The sequence below is a fragment of the Nonomuraea harbinensis genome (genome assembly GCF_019396385.1).
Classification (GTDB): Bacteria; Actinomycetota; Actinomycetes; order Streptosporangiales; family Streptosporangiaceae; genus Nonomuraea; species Nonomuraea ferruginea.
Map to the genome: position 1 here is coordinate 1 of NZ_JAHKRN010000005.1, position 21,183 is coordinate 21,183.

24 protein-coding genes are annotated in these 21,183 nt (G+C 71.9%); 17 read left to right on the forward strand and 7 right to left on the reverse strand.

Translation table 11 applies throughout. The features are described 5' to 3' along the window. Positions 1 to 91: 91 nt before the first annotated feature. Together KME79_RS06565 and KME79_RS06570 are read right to left on the reverse strand one after the other, a co-directional pair. Positions 92 to 1,810, reverse strand: coding sequence for a hypothetical protein (locus KME79_RS06565; RefSeq protein ID WP_148029503.1), 1,719 nt, complete (start codon positions 1,808 to 1,810; stop codon positions 92 to 94). A gap of 121 nt (positions 1,811 to 1,931) precedes the next feature. Next, on the reverse strand, positions 1,932 to 2,648 hold the full coding sequence (locus tag KME79_RS06570) for an IclR family transcriptional regulator (RefSeq protein WP_148029504.1): 717 nt from the start codon (positions 2,646 to 2,648) through the stop codon (positions 1,932 to 1,934). 101 nt (positions 2,649 to 2,749) lie between these two features. On the opposite strand from KME79_RS06570, the gene leuC reads away from it, so the two are divergent. From leuC to KME79_RS06590, 4 genes are all read left to right on the forward strand, one after another. Further along, on the forward strand, positions 2,750 to 4,135 hold the full coding sequence (gene leuC / locus KME79_RS06575) for a 3-isopropylmalate dehydratase large subunit (RefSeq protein WP_219543710.1): 1,386 nt from the start codon (positions 2,750 to 2,752) through the stop codon (positions 4,133 to 4,135). 14 nt (positions 4,136 to 4,149) lie between these two features. Beyond that, positions 4,150 to 4,737 carry a 3-isopropylmalate dehydratase small subunit gene (gene leuD / locus KME79_RS06580; protein WP_148029505.1) on the forward strand — a complete coding sequence of 196 codons (588 nt, stop codon included), beginning with the start codon at positions 4,150 to 4,152 and terminating at the stop codon, positions 4,735 to 4,737. Further along, a complete protein-coding gene (locus KME79_RS06585; protein ID WP_148029506.1) occupies positions 4,716 to 4,943 on the forward strand; it encodes an SCO5555 family protein in 228 nt (75 codons plus the stop codon). The genes leuD and KME79_RS06585 overlap by 22 nt, the downstream gene beginning before the upstream one ends. A 100-nt stretch (positions 4,944 to 5,043) precedes the next feature. After that, a complete protein-coding gene (locus tag KME79_RS06590) occupies positions 5,044 to 5,343 on the forward strand; it encodes an HU family DNA-binding protein (RefSeq protein WP_148029507.1) in 300 nt (99 codons plus the stop codon). A gap of 48 nt (positions 5,344 to 5,391) precedes the next feature. Here the strand turns inward: KME79_RS06590 and KME79_RS06595 are convergent, their stop codons facing one another. Continuing rightward, a complete protein-coding gene (locus KME79_RS06595; RefSeq protein ID WP_219543711.1) occupies positions 5,392 to 5,592 on the reverse strand; it encodes a hypothetical protein in 201 nt (66 codons plus the stop codon). 18 nt (positions 5,593 to 5,610) lie between these two features. Then, positions 5,611 to 6,249 (reverse strand): 2-phospho-L-lactate guanylyltransferase, encoded by a 639-nt coding sequence (gene cofC / locus KME79_RS06600; protein ID WP_148029509.1) that lies wholly within the window; start codon positions 6,247 to 6,249, stop codon positions 5,611 to 5,613. 77 nt (positions 6,250 to 6,326) lie between these two features. Between cofC and KME79_RS06605 the strand changes: the two genes are divergently transcribed. From KME79_RS06605 to KME79_RS06615, 3 genes are read left to right on the forward strand one after another with little or no spacing between them, the layout of a single operon-like run. After that, positions 6,327 to 7,037, forward strand: a complete 711-nt coding sequence (locus KME79_RS06605; RefSeq protein WP_148029510.1) for a lysophospholipid acyltransferase family protein — start codon at positions 6,327 to 6,329, stop codon at positions 7,035 to 7,037. A 4-nt stretch (positions 7,038 to 7,041) separates the two neighbouring features. Next, the gene (locus KME79_RS06610) at positions 7,042 to 8,052 is read left to right on the forward strand and encodes an NAD(P)H-dependent glycerol-3-phosphate dehydrogenase (RefSeq protein ID WP_148029511.1); all 1,011 of its coding nucleotides are present in this window, start codon (positions 7,042 to 7,044) and stop codon (positions 8,050 to 8,052) included. A 58-nt stretch (positions 8,053 to 8,110) separates the two neighbouring features. Beyond that, entirely contained in the window at positions 8,111 to 9,208 is a 1,098-nt protein-coding gene (locus KME79_RS06615) for a D-alanine--D-alanine ligase family protein (RefSeq protein ID WP_219543712.1), read from the forward strand. Here the strand turns inward: KME79_RS06615 and KME79_RS06620 are convergent. Both KME79_RS06620 and KME79_RS06625 read right to left on the reverse strand, forming a co-directional pair. Continuing rightward, positions 9,191 to 9,619 (reverse strand): DUF3515 family protein, encoded by a 429-nt coding sequence (locus KME79_RS06620; RefSeq protein ID WP_148029513.1) that lies wholly within the window; start codon positions 9,617 to 9,619, stop codon positions 9,191 to 9,193. The two genes, KME79_RS06615 and KME79_RS06620, sit on opposite strands and share 18 nt — an antisense overlap. A gap of 11 nt (positions 9,620 to 9,630) precedes the next feature. Then, a complete protein-coding gene (locus tag KME79_RS06625) occupies positions 9,631 to 9,864 on the reverse strand; it encodes an Lrp/AsnC family transcriptional regulator (RefSeq protein ID WP_138708324.1) in 234 nt (77 codons plus the stop codon). A 140-nt stretch (positions 9,865 to 10,004) separates the two neighbouring features. Here KME79_RS06625 and KME79_RS44600 point away from each other — a divergent pair, with 140 nt between their 5' ends. From KME79_RS44600 to thiD, 3 genes are all read left to right on the forward strand, one after another. Further along, on the forward strand, positions 10,005 to 11,060 hold the full coding sequence (locus tag KME79_RS44600; RefSeq protein ID WP_308248817.1) for a thiamine-monophosphate kinase: 1,056 nt from the start codon (positions 10,005 to 10,007) through the stop codon (positions 11,058 to 11,060). A gap of 300 nt (positions 11,061 to 11,360) precedes the next feature. Further along, the gene (locus KME79_RS06635; RefSeq protein ID WP_219543713.1) at positions 11,361 to 12,965 is read left to right on the forward strand and encodes a hypothetical protein; all 1,605 of its coding nucleotides are present in this window, start codon (positions 11,361 to 11,363) and stop codon (positions 12,963 to 12,965) included. A gap of 68 nt (positions 12,966 to 13,033) precedes the next feature. Beyond that, positions 13,034 to 13,819 (forward strand): bifunctional hydroxymethylpyrimidine kinase/phosphomethylpyrimidine kinase, encoded by a 786-nt coding sequence (gene thiD, locus KME79_RS06640; protein ID WP_148029516.1) that lies wholly within the window; start codon positions 13,034 to 13,036, stop codon positions 13,817 to 13,819. Positions 13,820 to 13,929: 110 nt separating this feature from the next. Here the strand turns inward: thiD and rpmB are convergent, their stop codons facing one another. After that, positions 13,930 to 14,115, reverse strand: coding sequence for a 50S ribosomal protein L28 (gene rpmB, locus KME79_RS06645; protein ID WP_043618345.1), 186 nt, complete (start codon positions 14,113 to 14,115; stop codon positions 13,930 to 13,932). A 199-nt stretch (positions 14,116 to 14,314) separates the two neighbouring features. Between rpmB and KME79_RS06650 the strand changes: the two genes are divergently transcribed. The 7 genes from KME79_RS06650 (at position 14,315) to rnc (ending at position 21,183) form a co-directional block, all read left to right on the forward strand. Then, complete coding sequence (locus KME79_RS06650; RefSeq protein ID WP_219543714.1) at positions 14,315 to 15,862, forward strand: DAK2 domain-containing protein; 1,548 nt, start codon at positions 14,315 to 14,317, stop codon at positions 15,860 to 15,862. 34 nt (positions 15,863 to 15,896) lie between these two features. Next, complete coding sequence (gene recG / locus KME79_RS06655; RefSeq protein ID WP_219543715.1) at positions 15,897 to 18,083, forward strand: ATP-dependent DNA helicase RecG; 2,187 nt, start codon at positions 15,897 to 15,899, stop codon at positions 18,081 to 18,083. Positions 18,084 to 18,380: 297 nt separating this feature from the next. After that, complete coding sequence (gene rsmD / locus KME79_RS06660) at positions 18,381 to 18,944, forward strand: 16S rRNA (guanine(966)-N(2))-methyltransferase RsmD (RefSeq protein WP_219543716.1); 564 nt, start codon at positions 18,381 to 18,383, stop codon at positions 18,942 to 18,944. Between the two features lie 28 nt (positions 18,945 to 18,972). Next, a complete protein-coding gene (gene coaD, locus KME79_RS06665; protein WP_148029520.1) occupies positions 18,973 to 19,449 on the forward strand; it encodes a pantetheine-phosphate adenylyltransferase in 477 nt (158 codons plus the stop codon). A gap of 68 nt (positions 19,450 to 19,517) precedes the next feature. Further along, complete coding sequence (locus KME79_RS06670) at positions 19,518 to 20,069, forward strand: YceD family protein (protein ID WP_219543717.1); 552 nt, start codon at positions 19,518 to 19,520, stop codon at positions 20,067 to 20,069. A 1-nt stretch (position 20,070) separates the two neighbouring features. Further along, positions 20,071 to 20,250 (forward strand): 50S ribosomal protein L32, encoded by a 180-nt coding sequence (gene rpmF, locus KME79_RS06675; protein WP_082535183.1) that lies wholly within the window; start codon positions 20,071 to 20,073, stop codon positions 20,248 to 20,250. A gap of 213 nt (positions 20,251 to 20,463) precedes the next feature. Then, positions 20,464 to 21,183 (forward strand): ribonuclease III, encoded by a 720-nt coding sequence (rnc, locus tag KME79_RS06680; protein ID WP_148034313.1) that lies wholly within the window; start codon positions 20,464 to 20,466, stop codon positions 21,181 to 21,183.

Here is a 21,183-nt window from a genome sequence, read left to right on the forward strand (position 1 = left end):
GGTCTGCCGACCGGGTCTTTTCGCATTTCGGGGCATATGCCAGAAAACGCCGCCTGCCCTGTTGCTTGGGCAGGCGGCGTTTCCCGAAACGTCACTGACTGGCGGAGCGGGCCTTGAACAGCGCCCTTCGCGCCGCCTTGGCCACCTGCTTGTCGGGGTGGACCTGGGAGATCCGGTCCAGCAGCTCCTCGACGTGCGCGTGCGGGATCTTCCAGATCACCTCGAGCAGGTTGTTGATCATCTCCGGGTCGATGTCACGCAGGCTGCCCACGAACTCCGCCCGGCCCAGCCCGGCCGAGATCGTCCACATGTCGAGGATCAGCCAGTAGGTGTCGTCCTCCGTCGGCTGCGGCGCGCCCTCCACCCCCAGCTGGCTTAGGTGGGTGGCCGCGTACGGGCGCAGCGACGGCTCCTTCAGCGCCGCCTGCCAGGCCGGGACCGCGTCGGCGCCGAGCGTGCCGACCACGCTGGCCGCCTGCACCCGGATCAGCGCGTCGGCCTCGTCCTCGGCCGCCGCCTGCAGCAGCTCCTCCGCCGCCTTGGCCGGCTCGCGCAGCCGCATCCACGCGGCCAGCTCGGCGTCGGCCTCCTCCTCGGGCAGCTCGGCGCTGAGCACCAGCAGCTCGTGGGCGCTCATCGACTCGATCGCCGGGCGGGCGTCGATCTCGATGTCGGAATCGTCCACCAGGTGGACGACGCCTTCGGTGCCGAGCGCGGTGAGCCTGAGCGTGTCGCCGTCGAGCTCGACCATGCCGTAGCCGGTCAGCCAGTCGAGCACGGGCGCCAGCGGGTCGCCGGTCGCCGCCCAGGCGTCGCCGCCCAGCTCGTCGTTGTCGGCGACGGCCTCCGCCAGCTCCTCGCGGAGCTCGGGCAGCGCCCGCGAGCCGCCCCCGAGCAGCAGCCTGACGAGCAGGTTGCGGGTCAGGCCCGCCAGGGCCATGGCCAGGTCGTCGTCGGACGGCTCCGGGTCGCCGTAGTCGACCGAGTGGAGGCCGAGCATCCACGCGTCGAGCACGTCCTCGTCGTCGTCGAACGGCCACTCCGAGGTGTCGTCCTGCACCGCGACCGTGTTGCCCTCGCCCGGCTCCAGGAACTCCAGGTCGACGGCGAGGTTCCAGACGTTCCACAGCTGCGGGACGGACTCCGCCAGCGGGCCGGACGTCTCCGGCCTGGGCAGGCCGACGGTCGCCAGCGCCTCCTCGATCTCGGCGTCGCTGAGCAGCGTGTCGTCGCCCATGCGGCGGCCCGAGCCCACCCACAGGGCGAGGTCGCGGGCCTTGGCGATCAGCGGCACCCCCCGGGCGGCCGCGGCCAGCTCGGAGTCGGGGCGCAGCCGGATCGTCGGGAGAGCGGCGAGCTCGTCGGCGAACGGCTCCAGGTCGCCGAGGTCGCCGACGTCGTCATCGTCGTCCTCGTCCTCGTCGACGTCGTCGATGAGGTCCTCCATGAGCTCGACGAAGCGGTCCTCGACGTCGTCGAGCTCGGCCCGCAGATCGTCGAGGCCGTCGGAGCCCGCCGTCAGCCTGCCGGTCTGCGCGAGGAACGTCAGGTAGGCGTCGACGGCCGGCAGCATGCCGTCGGCCGCGGCGTCAGGATCATCCACGACCTCCGGCATGCGGTCCAGCAGCAGGTCGCGCAGGTCGGCGCGCTTCCACGTGCCGAGGTCCGGCGAGAAGGCGAGGCGGTGCCAGAGTGCGGCGGGCCCCACCAGCTCGGGGTCGCTGTCAGGCGCGTTGGTGCGCGCCCACAAGATGAACTCTTCGAGCAGGGGTCGCAGCTCAGTGGCGGCTACCTCGATGCGATCGGTCACGCACTCAGGCTAGTGCTCCCGCGAGACACTCGGCTCCCGAAATACGAAGGGGAAATGTGCTATAGGAACCGCTGGCGGCGGGCCGGTGGGCCGGTTTCCCGTTCGTCACGGCTTCGACCGATCACGAGGTGCGCCGCATCGCCTCGGTGATCCGCTCCGCCGCGGCCACCACCGGCACCGCGTGCAGCCGCCCGGGTGCCCTGGTCAGCCGCTCGATGGGGCCGGACACCGAGACGGAGGCGATCACCTTGCCGCCGTTGCCCCTGATGGGCGCGGAGACGCTGGCCACCCCCTGCTCGCGCTCGCCCACGCTGTGCGCCCAGCCCCGCCGCCGCACCGACGCCAGCGTCGCGGCGGTGAACTTGGCGCCGCGCAGCCCCCGGTGCAGCCGGTCGGGCTCCTCCCAGGCCAGCAGGATCTGCGCCGCCGAGCCCGCCGTCATCGGCAGCGCCGAGCCGACGGGCACGGTGTCGCGCAGGCCGCTGGAGCGCTCGGCCGCGGCCACGCACACCCGCTCGTCGCCCTGGCGGCGGTAGAGTTGCGCGCTCTCGCCCGTGGTGTCGCGCAGCTGGGTCAGCACGGGCGACGCCACCGCCAGCAGCCGGTCCTCGCCGGCGGCGGTGGACAACTCCGAAAGGCGAGGGCCGAGCACGAACCGGCCCTGCGTGTCACGGCTCACGATGCGGTGGTGTTCGAGAGCGACGGCGAGCCGATGGGCCGTGGGGCGGGCCAGGCCGGTCGCCTGAACGAGCTGCGCCAGGGATGCCGGTCCGGCTTCGAGGGCGTTGAGCACCAGAACGGCCTTGTCCAGTACTCCGACTCCGCTAGAGTTGTCCATGCATCGATACTGCAGTCTCGCCATATGAGAAGGCAAGTCGGGGGCAGCCCCGCGAGGGAGCGGCGGTGCGACGAGGCATCGCAGGCAAACAGGAGGAGATCATGGGCCGCACACTGGCGGAGAAGGTCTGGGAGCAGCATGTGGTGCGCCGTGCCGACGGCGAGCCCGACCTGCTCTACATCGACCTTCACCTCATCCACGAGGTAACGAGCCCGCAGGCGTTCGACGGGCTCAGGCTCGCCGGCCGCAAGGTGCGAAGGCCCGAGCTCACGATCGCCACCGAGGACCACAACGTGCCGACCGTGCTCGGCCCGATCGCCGACCCGGTCTCCAAGACCCAGGTCGAGACCCTGCGCAAGAACGCCGCCGAGTTCGGCGTCCGGCTGCACCCGATGGGCGACGCCGGGCAGGGCGTGGTCCACATCATCGGCCCGCAGTTCGGTCTCACCCAGCCGGGCATGACCATCGTCTGCGGCGACTCCCACACCTCCACCCACGGCGCCTTCGGCGGCATCGCGTTCGGCATCGGCACCAGCGAGGTCGAGCACGTCCTGGCCACCCAGACGCTGCCCGCCTACCGGCCGAAGACCATGGCCATCGAGGTCTCGGGCGAGCTGCCCGTCGGCGTCACGGCCAAGGACCTGATCCTGGCCATCATCGCCAAGATCGGCACCGGCGGCGGCCAGGGCCACATCATCGAGTACCGCGGCGAGGCCGTGCGCAAGCTCTCCATGGAGGGCCGCATGACCGTCTGCAACATGTCCATCGAGGCCGGCGCCCGCGCGGGCATGATCGCCCCGGACGAGACCACGTTCGCCTACCTCAAGGGCCGCCCGCACGCCCCCTCCGGTGAGGCGTGGGACCAGGCGGTGGCGTACTGGAAGACGCTCAGGACGGACGACGACGCCGTGTTCGACCAGGTCGTCGAGATCGACGCCACGACGCTCACCCCGTTCGTCACCTGGGGCACGAACCCCGGCCAGGGCCTGCCGCTCGGCGCGAGCGTGCCCGACCCGGAGAGCTTCGCCGACCCGGTGGCGCGGTCCGCGGCCGAGCGGGCGCTGGAGTACATGGCGCTGACCCCCGGCACGCGACTGCGTGACATCGAGGTCGACACCGTCTTCGTCGGCTCGTGCACCAACGGCCGCATCGAGGACCTGCGCTCGGCCGCCGAGATCCTGCGCGGCCGCAAGGTCACCACCCGCATGCTGGTCGTGCCGGGCTCGATGATGGTCAAGAAGCAGGCCGAGCAGGAGGGCCTGCACGAGGTGTTCAAGGAGGCCGGCGCCGAGTGGCGCGAGGCCGGGTGCTCCATGTGCCTGGGCATGAACCCCGACACGCTCCAGCCCGGCGAGCGCAGCGCCTCCACCTCCAACCGCAACTTCGAGGGCCGCCAGGGCAAGGGTGGCCGCACCCACCTGGTGTCGCCGCAGGTCGCCGCCGCGACCGCGATCACCGGCCGCCTGACCGCGCCCGCCGACCTCTAGGAGACCCCGTACCGATGGACGCTTTCACCACCCACACCGGCAAGGCCGCGCCGCTGCGCCGCAGCAACGTCGACACCGACCAGATCATCCCGGCCGTCTGGCTCAAGCAGGTCAGCCGCACCGGGTTCGAGAAGGGCCTGTTCGCCGCCTGGCGCGAGGACCCGTCGTTCGTGCTCAACGACCCCGTCCACGCGGGCGCCTCGATCCTGGTCTCCGGTCCCGACTTCGGCACCGGCTCCTCGCGCGAGCACGCCGTCTGGGCGCTGCAGCAGTACGGCTTCCGCGTCGTCATCGCCGCCCGGTTCGGCGACATCTTCCGCAACAACTCCACCAAGATGGGCCTGCTGCCGGTCGTGCTGCCGGGCGAGCGGGTCGAGGACCTGCAGCGGGCGATCGAGGCGGACCCCGAGCTGCAGGTGACCGTCGACCTGGCCGAACGCCAGGTCCGCTGGGCCGGCGAGACCGTCGCGTTCGAGATCGACGACTACACCCGCTGGCGGCTGATGGAGGGCCTCGACGACATCGGGCTGACCCTGCGTCACGCCGACGACATCACCTCGTACGAGAATGGTCGGCAGCCATGGTTGCCGACCACCGTCTAGAAGACGACGAACTGGCGCGGCGGCTGCGCGAAGCGCACCGCCGCGTCCGCATGCTGCCCGCCGCCGACCGGGAGCGGCTGGGCCGCCGCTACCTCGCCATCTGCGATCTCGCCAAACGCGATCCGGGGCGGGCCGCCGCCCGTCTCGAAAGCCTGATGGCGCTGCTCGACACGCCACGCGATGCCGAAAACACGCATGGTGATTGAGTTCACCCGCGATCCCGCCTACTTTCGAGCGCGTACGGGGTTTCTACGCCGGACTCGTGAGCTGGAACCCCGAGCCGCAACTTGGGGGGAAAGAACTTTCATGAACAAGCGGGAGCTCGTCGACGCCATCGCGGACCGCGTGGGCGACAAGAGGACGGCCACCGAGGCCGTCAACGCGATCATCGACGCCGTCCAGAAGGCCGTGGCGAACGGTGACAAGGTCTCGATCACCGGCTTCGGCGCCTTCGAAATGGTGCACAAGCCCGCCCGCACGGCGAGGAACCCGTCGACCGGTGCCGAGATCAAGGTCGCGGAGAGCTGGGGGCCCAAGTTCCGGCCCGGCTCCGACTTCAAGGAGCTGGTGAACGAGGGCGGCAAGAAGGCCGCGAAGAAGAAGTAAGCGCTGACGGCGAAGGCCCGGGTCCCGCGATCGCGGCCCCGGGCTCTTTCATGGCAGCGGGAACGTCGACAGCGTGATGTAGGTGATCTCGCCGTCCGTCACCGCGATGTTGACCCGCTGCCCGGTGCGGAGCAGCCGGAGCGGGCCCGCGTCGAAGGCGCGCGTGGGGAAGGCCAGCACGGTCCCGTCGTCGAGGAAGACCGTGCCGGACCGGGTGCCGGTGTCGAAGCTGCGCACTGTGCCCTGCACGTGAACCAATCTAGAGGGTCAGCCCGAGCCCGGCCACAGCTCGGCCACCACCGCGGCGGTGTGCCGCCCCAGCCCCAGCGCCAGCGCCGCGCGCAGGTCGTCGGGCGTGTCCACGTCCCGCCTCAGCGAGTCGATGCCCTCCAGGCACAGCTCCTTCGCCCCGCCCGCCAGGTGCCTGGCCCGCGACTCCCCGCCGAACCGGGGCAGGAACGGCCGGCCGGGCCGTACCCCGTAGAAGGTGGTGCCGACGTCCAGCGCGTCGGGCACGAACGCCTGGTCGAACTCGGCGGCGGCGGCCAGCGCCGTGGCCAGCTCGGCCGGCCGCAGCGCCGGCAGGTCGGCCTGCAGCGCCCCCACCGCGTCGCCGGGCGCCAGCCGCGCGGCGTGCGCGGCGCCGGTGCGCAGCGCGGTGTTCAGCCCCCGGTCGGGGTCCTCCACCACGTCGGCGCCCAGGGCCGCCAGCGGTCCCGCGGCGGCGGGGTCGGCCGTCACCACGATCACCCGCGCCACCGGCGGGCAGGCGAGCGCCGCCGTCACGGTGTCGCAGGCGACGGCGACGGCCAGCCGCGTCCGGTGCGGACCCGTGGCGGCGGCCAGCCGGGTCTTCGCCGCTACCAGGGTCTTCACCGGGATCACCAGTGACCAGCGCAAGCTCATAGGCTAAGCATCGCGCCTCGACATCCCGCGCGGCCAACCGGGACACTTGGGCGCATCCGTCGGTGCTGGAGGAGACCATGAGCCGCTTTACGCGTCCATCGCGTTTCTGGGAGACGCTGGCCGTCGTGATCGTGAAACCGCTCTCGACGCTCCTGGTCAAGCGCGACTGGCGCCGGGGCGACCGCATCCCCCGCACCGGAGGCATCATCATCGCGGCCAACCACCTGTCGTGGACCGATCCCGTGCTGCTGGCCCACTTCCTCTACAACAACGGCCGCTGGCCGATCGTCCTCGCCAAGTCCACCCTGTTCAAGGTGCCGTTCCTGGGTCACGCGGTGCGGTCGCTGCGCGCCATCCCGGTCAACCGCGGCAGCAGCGAGGCGGCCAGGTCGCTGGAGGCGTCGTCGGAGCGGCTCAGGGCCGGCGGGGCGATCCTGTTCTACCCCGAGGGCACCTGCACCCGCGATCCCGGGCTGTGGCCCATGGTGGGCAAGACCGGCGTCGCCAGGCTGGCCCTGGAGAGCGGTGCGAAGGTGATCCCGGTGGCCCACTGGGGAGCCCAGGAGCTGCTCCCGTACGGGGAGAAGAAGCCCAGGCTGTTCCCGCGCAAGACGTTCCGCGTCATGGTCGGCGAGCCGGTCGACCTGTCCGGATACGCGGGCCTGCCGCCGCACGCTCAGGTGCTGCGCGAGGCCACCGCCGACATCATGGCGGCGATCACCGCGCAGCTGGCAGAGCTCCGGGGCGAGAAGGCGCCGGAGACTCCCTACGACCCCGAAGGGCGGTGACGTGATGGCGAAGGTCGCGGTGTTCGGCACCGGGTCATGGGGCACCACGTTCGCGATGATCCTGGCCGAGGCGGGAAACCGGACCACCCTGTGGGGGCGCAGGCGCGAGGTGGTCGAGTCCATCGACCGCACCCACATGAACACCGACTACCTGCCGGGCATCGCGCTGCCCGCCTCGCTGCGCGCCACCACCGACGTGGCCGAGGCGCTCGACGGGGCCGAGTTCGTGGTGCTCGCCGTGCCCTCCCAGACGCTGCGGGCCAACCTGGACGCCTGGCGCCCGCACATCCCGCGCGACGCGGTCCTGGTCAGCCTGATGAAGGGCGTCGAGCTCGGCACCTCCAAGCGGATGAGCGAGGTGATCCGCGAGGTCGCCGGCGTCCCCGACGAGCAGGTGGCCGTCGTGTCCGGGCCCAACCTGGCCAAGGAGATCGCGCTGCGCCAGCCCGCGGCCGCCGTCGTCGCCTGCTCCGACGAGGGCGTCGCCGCCCGGCTGCAGAAGGCCTGCCACCTGCCGCCCTGGTTCCGCCCTTACACCAACACCGACGTGGTGGGCGTCGAGCTGGGCGGCGCCGTGAAGAACGTCATCGCGCTGGCCGTCGGCGTGGCCGCCGGCATGGGCATGGGCGCCAACGTCAGCGCCATGCTCATGACCAGGGGGCTGGCGGAGATCTCCCGCCTCGGGGCCGCGCTCGGCGCCGACCCGCACACCTTCGCCGGCCTGGCCGGCATGGGCGACCTGGTGGCCACCTGCATGTCGCCGCTGTCGCGCAACCGCACCTTCGGCGAGAACCTCGGCCGGGGCATGACCCTCGACGAGGTCATCGCCGCCACCCGCCAGACCGCCGAGGGTGTCAAGTCCTGCGAGTCCGTGCTGGGGCTGGCCAGGAAGCACGAAGTGGAGATGCCGATCACCGAGGTCGTGGTGGGCGTGGTGCACGACGGCATGTCCCCGACCGAGGCCGGGATGCTCCTGATGTCGCGTTCGCCCAAGCCCGAGCGTTACGGAGTCTGACCCGTTACCGCGTGCTCGGCTCGCTGTGACGGGAACGCGCCCGGTAGATTCGGACGACATGAGCAAGCCACGCGTCGCCGTCGTCTTCGGAGGTCGCAATTCTGAGCACGCCGTGTCCCTGATGGGGGCGGGGAGCGTGCTGGAGGCGATCGACACGAGCAAGTACGAGGTGGTCCCCATCGGGATCGCCCAAGACGGCAGATGGGTGCTGGCCGCCGGTGACCAGCGGTTCCAGATCGAGGGCGGCGAGCTGCCCTCCGTCGACACCTCCGGCGCGTCGCTCGCGCTGCCCACCGGCGGCACCGGCCTGGTCGCCTACGACCCGGGCAGCATCCCGGTCGAGCTGGGGTCGGTCGACGTGGTCTTCCCCGTGATGCACGGGCCGTTCGCCGAGGACGGCACGATCCAGGGCCTGCTGGAGATGGCCGGGGTCCGCTACGTCGGCTCCGGCGTGCTGGCCAGCGCCGTCGGCATGGACAAGGGCTACATGAAGGCCGTGCTGGCCGCCGCCGGCCTGCCGATCGGCCGCTACCTCGCCATACGCGACCGCGACTGGCGGCTCGGCCGAGACCGGATCATGAAGGAGGCCGAGCAGCAGCTCGGCTGGCCGATGTTCGTCAAGCCCGCCAGAGCCGGGTCCTCGCAGGGCATCTCCAAGGCCCACGACAGGGCCGGGCTGGAGCGTGCCGTCGAGTTCGCCCGCGAGCACGACCCCAAGGTGCTCATCGAGGCGGCGGTCGGCGGCAGGGAGATCGAGTGCGCGGTGCTGCAGTCGCTCGGCGACGACCCGCCCGCCGCCTCCAGGCCCGGCGAGGTCAAGGTCGAGGGCGGGCAGGAGTTCTTCGACTTCGAGGCCAAGTACTACCCCGACCAGATGTCGCTGACCGTGCCCGCCGACATCCCCGCCGAGGTGGCCGAGGAGGTGCGCGCGCTGGCGGTGCGCGCGTTCGAGGCGCTGGAGTGCGAGGGGCTGGCCCGGGTCGACTTCTTCTACACGCCCGAGGGCGAACTCGTGCTCAACGAGATCAACACCATGCCGGGCTTCACCTCGCTGTCGGTGGCGCCCCAGCTGTGGGCGGCGTCCGGGCTGTCCTACCCGGAGCTGGTCGACAGGCTCATCCAGCTCGCCCTGAACCGGTCACCCGGCCTGCGGTGAGACCTGCCCGATCGGGCCCGACAGCAGGGCCAGCACCTCGCCGGCCACGTGCGAGCCGCCGACCGCGACCTCCACGTAGAGCGGCGCGGCCACGGCCGTGAACAGGGTGGGCGTCTCCGGATCGGCGAACCAGCCCACCCCGTCGATCTCCTGGAGCTGGTCGGTCGGCGCCATCCTGGCCGGGCGCGGCACACCGCAGCGCAGCGCGATGGCGCCCTCGCCCCACACCGCGACGTACGGGGACTCGGGCATGGTCGCGGTGCGGCCGTCGCCGTCGAGGGTCTCGGGCAGCAGCCCGGCGAGGCGCTCGCAGGCGGCCACCGCCTCACCCTCCGGCACCGGCGGCTCCACCTGGACGGCGCCGCACCCGGCGAGCGCGAGAAGGACGAACAGGATGGAAGCCGCACGCATCGATGGGAACCTCAGATGTGGACGATCGGACACGTAAGAGTACGTGTGATGCCCTCCACCGCCTGAATCTGGGCCACCACCAGCTTGCCCAGCTCGTCGACGTTGCGGGCCTCGGCGCGGACGATCACGTCGTACGGTCCGGTCACGTCTTCCGCCTGAGTCACCCCGGGGATGCCGGAGATCTCGTGAGCCACTGCGGCGGCCTTGCCGACCTCGGTCTGAATAAGGATGTAGGCCTGCACCATTACGTCCTCCCAGGCGATTGGATCACGCCGAAGGGCCACCGTACCCTGTGTGCGTCAGGAGGTGCGTCATCACAGTCGGAGATCTCGGCGAGTTCGGTGTCATAGCACGTGTTTCGGGGCGGCTGCCCCAGGGCGAGACGGTGCTTCTCGGCCCGGGCGACGACGCCGCCATGGTGAGCGCGCCCGACGGGCGCGTGGTGGTCTCCACGGACGTCCTCATCGAGGGTAGACACTTCCGCCGCCACTGGTCCAGCGGCTACGACGTCGGACGCAAGGCCGCCGCCCAGAACCTCGCCGACGTGGCGGCCATGGGCGCGGTGCCCACGGCCATCGTGGTCGGGCTGGGCATCCCCGCCGGCCTTCCCGTCACGTGGCTGGACGCGCTGACGGACGGGTTCCGCGACGAGTGCGCGCTGGTGGGGGCGAGCGTGGCGGGCGGTGACATCACCCGGTGCGACCTGGTGGTGATCGGGGTGACGGTGCTCGGCGACCTTCAGGGCCGCCCGCCCGTGGAGCGTTCCGGCGCTCGGCCGGGGCACGTCGTCGCGGTGGCCGGCCGCCTCGGCTGGTCGGCCGCCGGTCTCGCCCTCCTCGAATCCGGCCGCGTCCCCCCACCCGCGACCTCCGCCACGTACGAGGAACCCCAGAAGACAGAGGTCACCCCGGACGAGCCCGCATCCCCGCCCGACCCTTCCGCCCCTGGGAGAGCCGTATCCGGGGGAGGCGCGGAGGCGGAGGGTGGTCCGCACGGGTCCTCTGTCGGGCCCACCCCGGGGGGCGGCGGGGAAGTGCTTGGGGATCTGCTGGGGGAAGTTGTGGGGGCGCATCTGCGGCCGCGGCCTCCGTACTCGTGCGGCGTGGAGGCGGCGCGGCTCGGGGCGAGCGCGATGATCGACGTGAGTGACGGGTTGCTGCAGGATCTGGGGCACGTCGCGGAGGCCGGCGGAGTGCGGATCGACCTGGACCCCGGGGCGTTCGCCGTGGCGTTCGCCGTGGCGGCGGCGGCCGGGGAGCTGGGCGCCGACCCGCTCGACTGGGTGCTCACCGGCGGGGAGGACCACGCGCTGGCCGCGACCTTCCCTCCGGAGGTGCCGTTGCCGGCGTCGTGGCGGGTCGTGGGCCGGGTGTCGGAGGGGGAAGGCGTGCACGTGCGGGGACGCGCGCCGGGCCGCGGCGGCTGGGATCACTTTCGGTGATCGACTGTCCCGATTTGAGTAATAATTTCCGGATTTGGGCTGTGACTATGGAGATTGATGAGACAAAGACGTAGCCGAGGTGTTATGAAGATTGGCGGCCAACCGTAACCGGCAGAAAGGGCTGTTATGGGCCGCCACGGGACAGGTGGATCCGAAGACGCGCACGATCGGGGGGACAGCGCCTTCTGGGGCCCTGACAACCAGCAGTCCGACAGCTTCTGGGGCAGAGGCGAACAGCCGGAGCCTCCGGGCTGGCCTGCCCTGCCCGATCAGCCGGAAGTGACCGGTCAGTGGGCGCCGATGCCGAAGCAGGACACCCCGCCGCCGGCCGGGGGCTACCAGTCCGCGCCCTTCGAGACCACCGGCGCCTTCGCGGTGCCCCCGCGCCCCGGCGGTGACCAGGGGCACCCGCAGGACGAGCAGCCGTACGAGACCACCGGCGCGTTCGCCCCGCCGCCGTCCTGGGACGACGTCCCGGAGAGCACCCAGACCTTCGGCCGCCTGCCCGACCAGGACCACGCGTCCGGACACGCCCCCGCCGACCCCCACAGCGCCTACCGCGCCCCCCAGAACGACCCGTTCGCCCCCGCCGACCCCCAGGGCGGGTTCCGCTCCGCGGAGGGCGACCCGTTCAGGAATCCGCGCGGTGACTTCCGGTCCCCGCAGGACGACCCGTTCGGCCCCGGCGATCCCCAGGGCGGGTTCCGCTCCGGGCAGGGTGACCCGTTCGGCGCCGATCCGCAGGGCGGGCTCCGTGCACAGGACGACCCGTTCGGGAATCCGCGCGGCGACTTCCAGGACGACCGGTTCGGCCGGGAGCCCGCCGGGGAGCAGGGCGACCCGTTCGGGCAGGAGGCGACGGGCCGGTTCGAGCCGCCCAGCCTCCCGCCCGAGCCCGGCGACGTCAAGGTGGCCGGCGAGCCCACCATGGTCGCCCGTACCCCGGCATGGGCGGAGGCGGAGACCGGCTTCCTCGACTCGGGCTGGTCGGGCCAGGAGCCCGCCCAGGAGTCCCGCCGCGGACGCGGCCGTCGCAAGCAGCAGAAGGACCCCGACCGGCTCGACGCCCCGTCCGGCGGCGGCAGGGGGAAGCTGGCCCTGCTGTCCGTGGCCGCCGTGGTGGTCGTGCTGGGCGGCACGGTCGCGGGCGTCAAGATGATGAGCTCCCCAGGGGCCGAGGCGAGCTGCCCCGGCGGCAAGTGCGCCGCCGTGCAGGGCTCCAGCCAGCCGGGCCCGCAGGCGTCCGAGCCGGCGGTGGAGGAGGAGTCCGAGCCGCTGGAGGAGGACGAGGCGACGCCCGAGGAGGACCCCACGGAGGAGGAGTCCCGGCCCGAGCCGACGCGGGCGAACACCCAGGCGCCCGCCCCGCGCCGCACCGCCACGCCCACGCCGAAGCCGACCAGGACCAAGTCCAAGGCGCCCGCCGAGGACCTGATCGACGAGCCGACGGTGGAGATCTCCGAGGAAGAGGTCACCCAGGAGCCGACCGACACGCCGCTCGACGTCGACAACGGCTCCATCCCGACCCAGGGCGTCCCCCAGCCGGAGGACACGCCGCCGTCCAGCGACACGGGAAGCTCGCGCCGGCCGCTGTCGGGCGGGGCGAGCTCGGTCAACGTCCAGTTCAACGTGGACCGGCAGCGGCTGACCGGCTACACGGCGACGATGAGCGTGACGAACGACTCCCGGAAGACGCTGAGCGTCTTCACCCTGTCCATGCCCGTCAAGGGCAAGGTCCTGGACGTGGAGGGCGCTGACTGGACGCAGGACGGCAACCTGCTGATCCTGGACATGACCACGCCGATCGCCACCGGCGCCACCGCCGACCTGACGATCTCGGCCACCGGCAGGGCGGGCGCGCCGAAGAGCTGCGGCCTCGTCGGCGGGGAGTGCGCCGTCGCCTGACCGGAGCGCGGCCGCTGCGTCGCTGGTCAAGTGGTTGGATGGGGGACATGACGGATTCAGCTTCCCCCATGAGTCCCGCACGCGTCCTCACCGTCGCCGGATCCGACTCCGGCGGCGGCGCGGGCATCCAGGCCGACCTGAAGACCATGCTGGCCCTCGGCGTGCACGGCATGAGCGTGATCGCGGCCGTGACCGCGCAGAACTCGATCGGCGTCCAGGGTTACTGGGAGCTGCCGCCCGAGGCGGTGCGGGCGCAGCTCGACTCGGTGCTGGGCGACATCGGCGCCCAGGCGGTCAAAACGGGCATGCTCGCCTCGCCGGCCCTGGTGGAGACCGTGGCCGAGGCGCTCGGCGCGTACGCGGCCCCGGTCGTGGTGGACCCCGTGGGGGTGTCGAAGCACGGCGACGCGCTGCTGGCGCCTGAGGCCGTGCAGACGGTACGGGCGCGGCTGATGCCGGTGGCGACCGTGGTGACCCCGAACCTGTGGGAGGTGGAGCAGCTCACCTCCGTCAAGGTCGAGGACGAGGACGACCTGCGCCGCGCCGCCGACGCCGTGCTCGCACTCGGGCCCAGGTGGGCGCTGATCAAGGGCGGCCACCTGCCGGGCGCCCCGGTGGACCTGCTAACGGACGGCGTCACCGAGCACCGGTTCACCGCCGAGCGTCACGACAACCGTCACACGCACGGCACCGGCTGCACGCTGGCCTCGGCGATCGCCTCGTACCTGGCTCTGGGCGAGGACGTGCCGGGCGCGGTCGGCAAGGCCAAGGAGTACGTCACGGGCGCGATCGCCCACGGCTTCCCGCTCGGCGCCGGCATCGGCCCCGTGGACCACGCCTGGCGCTGGCGCTGACCCGCCGGGCCCGTACGCGCGAAAGCCCGCCACTCGTGGAGAGGCGGGCCCGGACGAAGCGAGAAGCCCGCTACCCCTCGCGGAGTGCGGGCTTCTTCGTCAGGTGTGGCTCAGCGGGTGACCTTGCCGGCTTTGATGCAGGAGGTGCACACGTTGAGCTTCTTCGGCGTCCCGCCGACGACGGCGCGGACCGTCTGGATGTTGGGGTTCCAGCGGCGGCGGGTGCGGCGGTGGGAGTGGGACACGTTGTTGCCGAAAGTCGGTCCCTTGCGGCAGACATCGCAGACGGAAGCCACGGTATCGCTCCTTAAAACAGTCGATGTAGCCCTGTCCGCTGATGCTGTGAGGGCGGAGGGCATGCCGGGACAACCGGCTAGCCAGGCAAGAATATCGGATCGCCACCAGTGCGTGCGAACCGATCACTGGGACCGGGCGTGACGCGACGATATTCTCCTCTGTGTCGAAACTGTAGCACCGGGAGGTCGGGGCGTGCCCATGGACGTTCTCGATCCGCCCTCGGTGCGGCGCTGGGCGCGGCTGGCGGCCGACGCGCTGGGCAGGGCCAGGGCCGACATCGACGCGCTGAACGTGTTCCCGGTGGCCGACGGCGACACCGGCACCAACCTGCATCTCACGATGCTCTCGGCCGCCGAGGCGGTGGAGTCGCTGCCCGACGACGTGGACGCCGGCGTGATGTGGCAGACGCTCTCGTACGGGGCGCTCGTGGGTGCGCGCGGCAACTCCGGGGTGATCGTCAGCCAGGCGCTGCGCGGGCTGGCCGAGGTCCTGAAGGAGGGCGCCGACCTGCGCGCGGCGCTGGCCAGGGCCGCCGACCTGGCGCGCGGGTGCGTGGCCAGGCCCGTCGAGGGCACCGTGCTGAGCGTCCTGACCGCGGCGGCCGCGGCCGTGCAGGAGGTGGAGAGCGGGCCGGCGGAGGTGGCGCGGCGGGCGGCCGAGGAGGCCCGCGCCGCGCTGCGCCGTACGCCCGACCAGCTCGACGTGCTGGCCCGCAGCGGCGTGGTCGACGCGGGCGGCGCGGGGCTGGCCATCGTGCTGGAGTCGCTGGCCGCGGCGATCACCGGCAGCCACCGCGAGCGCTACGACGTGCCCGCGCCGACGGCGAGGGTCACGCCGATGACCGAGGTGGGCGCCGGCTACGAGGTGATGTACCTCCTCGACGCCGACGACGGCGCGGTCGGCAAGCTGCGCGAGGAGCTCGACGCGATGGGCGACTCGCTGGTCGTGGTCGGCGGCGACGGCCTGTGGAACGTGCACGTCCACGTCGGGGAGGCCGGGCCCGCCATCGAGGCGGCGCTGCGGGTGGGCAGGCCGCACCGCATCAGGGTCACCTACCTCGCCGAGCGCGTCGCCAGGGGCGTGGGCGACGGCAGGGGAGTGGTGGCCGTGGCGGCGGGCGAGGGCATCGCGAAGCTGTTCGAGGAGTGCGGCGCGGTCGTGGTGCGGCGCGAGCCGGGCGGCCGGCCCGCGCTGCCCGCCATGCTCGCAGCGATCCGGCAGGCGGGCCGCGAGGTCGTGGTGCTGCCCAACGACGAGGACGCCGGCGCGGTGGCCGTGGCGGCGGCGGAGATCGCCCGCGAGGACGGCGTGGTGGTGACCGTGCTGCCCACCAGGGCGACCGTGCAGGGGCTGGCGGCGCTGGCCGTGCACGACCCGCTGCGGCGCTACGACGACGACGTGGTGGCCATGACGGGCGCGGCCGGCCACACCCGCCACGGCCATCTCGCTGTCGCCGACCGCGAGGGGGTCACCAGCGCGGGCCTGTGCCACCCCGGCGACGTCCTGGGGCTGATCGACGGCGACGTGGCGGTGATCGGGCGGACGCTGGAGGAGGTCGCCGCGCTGGTGGTCGACCGGATGCTGGCGGGCGGCGGCGAGCTGGTGACGCTGGTGACCGGGGCCGGCGCGCCGGCCGGGCTCGCCGACGGCGTGGCCGCTCACCTGCGGCGCGCCAGGCCCGACGCGGACCTCGTCGTCTACGGCGGCGAGCAGGGCGGTTACCCGCTTCTCATCGGTGTCGAGTGATTCCTGTCGGCCGTACGCGGTAGAACTAGGTGCCGTGAGCCGTTTCGACGAGCCTCTGACGAAGGCGCTCGACCCGAAGACCGCCAAGCTGCTGGGCGGCGTGCTCGGCCTGGAGACCGTGGGCGACCTGCTGCGCCACTATCCTCGCCGCTACGCCGAGCGCGGCGAGCTGACCTCGCTCGACGCGCTGTCGGTCGACGAGCACGTCACCGTGGTCGGTGAGGTGACCCGGCTGATGCGCAAGCCGATGCGCAACCGCGGCGGCACGTGGCTGGAGGTCGAGGTCGTCGACGGCACCGGCAACAAGATCTACCTGTCGTTCTTCGGCAAGGGCTCCCACGCCGCGGAGTCGCGGCTCAAGGCGGGGCGGCGCGGCATGTTCGCCGGCAAGGTCGGCCTGTTCGGCGCCCGCGCGAAACCGCGCTGGCAGCTCGCCCACCCGGAGTTCGAGCTGTTCGAGGAGGGTGAGGCGAGCGCCGAGGAGTTCGCCGCCGCACCCGTGCCGATCTATCCGGCGGGCAAGGACATCACGCCCTGGGCGATCAGGCGGGCCGTCGGCGTGGTCCTCGACACGCTGGGCCCGCTGGACGATCCGCTGCCCGGCGAGCTGCGCGCCCGCCACCGCCTCACCGGCCTGGCCGACGCGCTGGAGGCGATCCACCGGCCGAAGGACCATGCCGACGTGCAGCGGGCGCGCAAGCGGCTGAAGTTCGACGAGGCGTTCGTGCTGCAGTCCGTGCTGCTGCAGCGCCGGCAGGCGGCCGTCGCCTGGCCGGCCAGGCCCCGGCCGCGCCGCGACGACGGCATGCTCGCCGCCTTCGACGGGCGGCTGCCGTTCGCGCTCACGGAGGGGCAGGCCCAGGTCGGCGAGGAGATCGCCGACGACCTGGCCGCCGAGCACCCGATGCACCGGCTGCTGCAGGGCGAGGTCGGCGCGGGCAAGACCGTGGTGGCGCTGCGGGCCATGCTGCAGGTGGTCGACGCGGGCGGACAGGCGGTGCTGCTCGCCCCCACCGAGGTGCTCGCCCAGCAGCACCACCGCTCGATCACCTCGATGCTGGGCGACCTGGCGCAGGGCGGCGTGTTCGGCGGCACCGCCGTCACCCTGCTGACCGGCTCCATGGGCGCCCAGGCCCGCCGGGCGGCCCTGCTCGACGCGGCCTCCGGCACGGCCGGCGTGATCGTCGGCACCCACGCCCTGCTGCAGGAGCACGTCCAGTTCGCCGACCTGGGCCTCGTGGTGGTCGACGAGCAGCACCGCTTCGGCGTCGAGCAGCGCGACGCGCTGCGCGAGAAGGCGGGCGAGGCGCGCCCGCACGTGCTGGTGATGACCGCCACCCCGATCCCGCGCACGGTCGCCATGACGGTCTTCGGCGACCTGGAGGTGTCCACGCTCTCGCAGCTCCCCTCGGGCCGCGCGCCGATCACCACCCACGTGGTGCCCGCCGCGCAGAAGCCCCACTATCTGGAGCGCACGTGGGAGCGGGTCCGCGAGGAGGTCGCGCTCGGCAGGCAGGCCTACATCGTCTGCCCGCGCATCGGCGACCTCGAAGGCGACGAGGGCGACCTGGCGGCCCAGGAGACCCCGGCGGCCGACGACGAGCGCCGCCCGCCGCTCGCGGTGCTCGACGTGGCCGAGCTGCTCGGCCAGGGGCCGTTCCACGACCTGCGGCTGGGCGTCCTGCACGGCAAGCTCCCGCCGGAGGAGAAGGACGCGGTCATGCGCGCCTTCACCCGCGGCGAGCTCGACATCCTGGTCGCGACCACGGTCATCGAGGTCGGCGTGGACGTGCCCAACTCGTCCGTCATGATCATCATGGACGCCGACCGGTTCGGCGTCTCCCAGCTCCACCAGCTCCGCGGCCGCGTCGGCCGGGGCGGCCTGCCGGGCCTCTGCCTGCTGGTCACCGACTTCGCCGACGGCACCCCCGCCCGCGCCCGCCTCGACGCGGTCGCCTCGACACTCGACGGGTTCGAGCTCTCCCGGGTCGACCTGGAGCAGCGCCGGGAAGGCGACGTCCTGGGCGCCGCCCAGTCGGGCAAGCGCTCGTCCCTGAAGCTGCTCCAGCTCCTGAGGGACGAGGACGTCATCGCCGCGGCCCGCGAGGAGTCCGCCGCCCTCCTCGCCGAGGACCCGGAGCTGGCCTCCCACCCCGCGCTGAGAGCCGAGATCGACAGGCTCCTGGAAGACGAGAAGGCCGAATACCTGGAGAAAACCTGACCGGGCGGCGTCGAGGCGCCGCGCGCCGGAGAAGGACGAAGTAAGAAAAGGACCCAGCCGCGGGGACGGCCTCCCCCCGAATGCCGTCCCCGGCTGGGCCCATCCCTCGGGTCAGGTGCCGAGGGTACCGACGTGCGGAAGGGCTCACGATCACGCCGGTCGGCCTCCTCTGGGTCACCTCGAAGGCCGCAGAACTCATCTTGCTCACTGAGCGCACCGGTGTGAATCACCCTTGCGCAGTCGAGGCCGACACTTGTCCACTCTTGACCTGCGTGGACATGCGGAACAATGGCCCACATGACTCGTATCATCGCGGGCGCCGCAGGTGGACGGCGGCTGGAGGTGCCGCCGGGCCGCGGCACGAGGCCGACCAGTGACAGGGCGCGCGAAGGCATCTTCTTGACGCTCGACTCGCTGTACGGGCTCGCGGGCTCCCGGGTGCTGGACCTGTACGCGGGTTCGGGGGCGGCCGGGCTGGAGGCGCTGTCGCGGGGCGCGGCGCACGCGCTGATGGTGGAGTCCGACCCGAAGGCGGTGCGCACGATCCGGGCCAACATGGCGGCGCTCCGGCTCGACGGCGCCGGGGTCGTGGCCGACCGGGTGGAGCGGGTGCTGGCCAAGCCGTGCGCGGAGCCGTACGACATCGTGTTCGCCGATCCTCCGTACGCGGTCGGCGGCGAGGAGGCGACCCGGGTGCTGGAGTCGCTGCGGGACAACGGGTGGTTGCTGCCTGGCGCTTTGGTGGCTTTTGAGCGGGAAAGCAGAGGAAAAGCCCTGGTGTGGCCGGATGGTTTCATTGAGGAGAGGGTCCGTCGTTACGGCGAAGCGTCCGTTTGGTACGGTCGCGCCGCCGGGGAATGATGACCGTCCGTAGACCAGAGGAGGCGTCTTGCGCCGCGTAGTCTGCCCGGGGTCGTTCGACCCCATCACCAACGGCCACCTCGACATCATCGCCAGAGCCGCCCGGTTGTACGACGAGGTCGTCGTCGCCGTGCTCATCAATATCGAGAAGAGCAGCCTGTTCACCGTCGACGAGCGGATCGAGATCCTGCAGACGGTGACCAAGGAGTACTCCAACGTCAAGGTGCTCAAGTTCCACGGCCTGCTGGTCGACTTCTGCAAGCAGAACGACATCCCGGCCATCGTCAAGGGCATCCGGGTGGTCAGCGACTTCGACTACGAGCTCCAGATGGCGCAGCTCAACTACCGGTTGTCGGGCGTGGAGACGCTGTTCATGCCGACCAATCCCGAATACTCGTTCCTGTCGTCGAGCCGGGTGAAGGAGATCGCCCGGTACGGTGGAGACGTGTCGGGCCTGGTCCCCGACCTGGTCCACAAGCTGCTCGTCGAGCGGCTCAAGGGCTGACGGCGACCTGGTATCCTTTCTTTTCGGCCCTGTACGACAGCGATTTCGCCATGCCTAGCGAGAGCAGGATGACTCAGCACCTCGACCCCCGCTCCCCTTGGGTGATCTCCACCCATGACCTGGGAAAGCGGCCGGGCACGATGCGCGAGCTCTCCCTGGTCCTCCCTGCGCCGGCGGATCTCGGCGTCGACATGATCGGCGTCCCCAAGGACGCCGAGGTCGAGCTGGCTCTCCGGCTCGAAGCAGTGATGGAAGGCGTGCTCGTCTCGGGCACGGCGCACGCCCCGTTGTCCGGGGAGTGCGCGCGGTGCCTGGATCCGGTGTCCTCCGACATCGAGGTCGAGCTGCAGGAGCTGTTCTTCTACTCCGACGAGGACGCCTCCGAGGACGATTCGCTGCTCGACGGTGAGTTGTTCGACCTGGAGCCGACGTTCCGCGACGCGGTGGTGCTCTCGCTTCCGCTGAGCCCCGTCTGCCAGGACGACTGCCAGGGGCTGTGCACGGAGTGCGGGATCAAGCTGGCCGAGGCCGGTGACGATCACCGTCACGAGAAGATCGACGCCCGCTGGGCGTCGTTGCAGGGTCTGATGACCGAGAACGATAACGATCAGGAGAAGTGACGTGGCCGTCCCGAAGCGAAAGATGTCGCGGAGCAACACCCGCGCCCGTCGCTCCCAGTGGAAGACGACTGCTGTCGCCCTGGTGAGCTGCCCGCAGTGCCGGTCTCCGAAGCAGCCGCACATCGCGTGCCCCACCTGTGGCACCTACAACCGTCGTCAGGTCGTCGAGCCGTCTGCCTGATCCACCGAGTTGACGTGATTCCGGCCGGGTGCCATTGTGCCCCGGTCGGCGTTACCGTCTCAGACGTGTGCGGTGGCGGTCTCGCCCGCGGCCGTGGTGGACGCCGGGGATCCGATCCCCCGACGCCCACCACGTTTTCGGGCATCATCCGCGGCCGTCGCGCCATGTGGAGATGTCCGAGGAGGAAAGCACGTGGGCGCAGGTCCTAAGCCGGTGGCCGTGGAGGTCGCCAAAGACGAGCTCGAGCGAGTCCTGTCGGTGGCTCTCGGCCCCGACATCCTGGAGCGGGCGCTCACGCACCGCTCCTACGCGTACGAGAACGGCGGCCTGCCGACCAACGAGCGCCTGGAGTTCCTGGGCGACTCCGTGCTCGGCCTCGTGGTCACCGACACCCTCTACCACAACCACCCCGACCTGCCCGAGGGCCAACTGGCCAAGCTGCGGGCCGCGGTGGTCAACATGCGTGCCCTGGCCGACGTGGCCAGAGGGCTCGGCGTCGGCCGGTTCCTGCGGCTGGGCCGGGGCGAGGAGGGCACCGGCGGGCGCGACAAGTCCTCCATACTGGCCGACACCCTGGAGGCGCTCATCGGCGCCGTCTACGTCGACAAGGGGCTCGACGAGGCGTTCCGGGTCGTCCACCACCTCTTCGACCCGCTGATCGTGCGCTCGGCCTCGCTCGGCGCGGGGCTCGACTGGAAGACCTCGCTGCAGGAGCTGACCGCCTCGGAGGCGCTCGGCGTGCCCGAATACCACGTCGAGGAGAGCGGCCCCGACCACGCCAAGTCGTTCACCGCCGAGGTGCGGGTGGGCGGCGAGTCCTACGGTTCCGGCACCGGCCGCAGCAAGAAGGAGGCCGAGCAGCAGGCCGCCGAGGCCGCCTGGACCCGCATCAGGGCCGGCCGCGAGCAGCGCGAGAGCCAGCCGGCGGGCTAG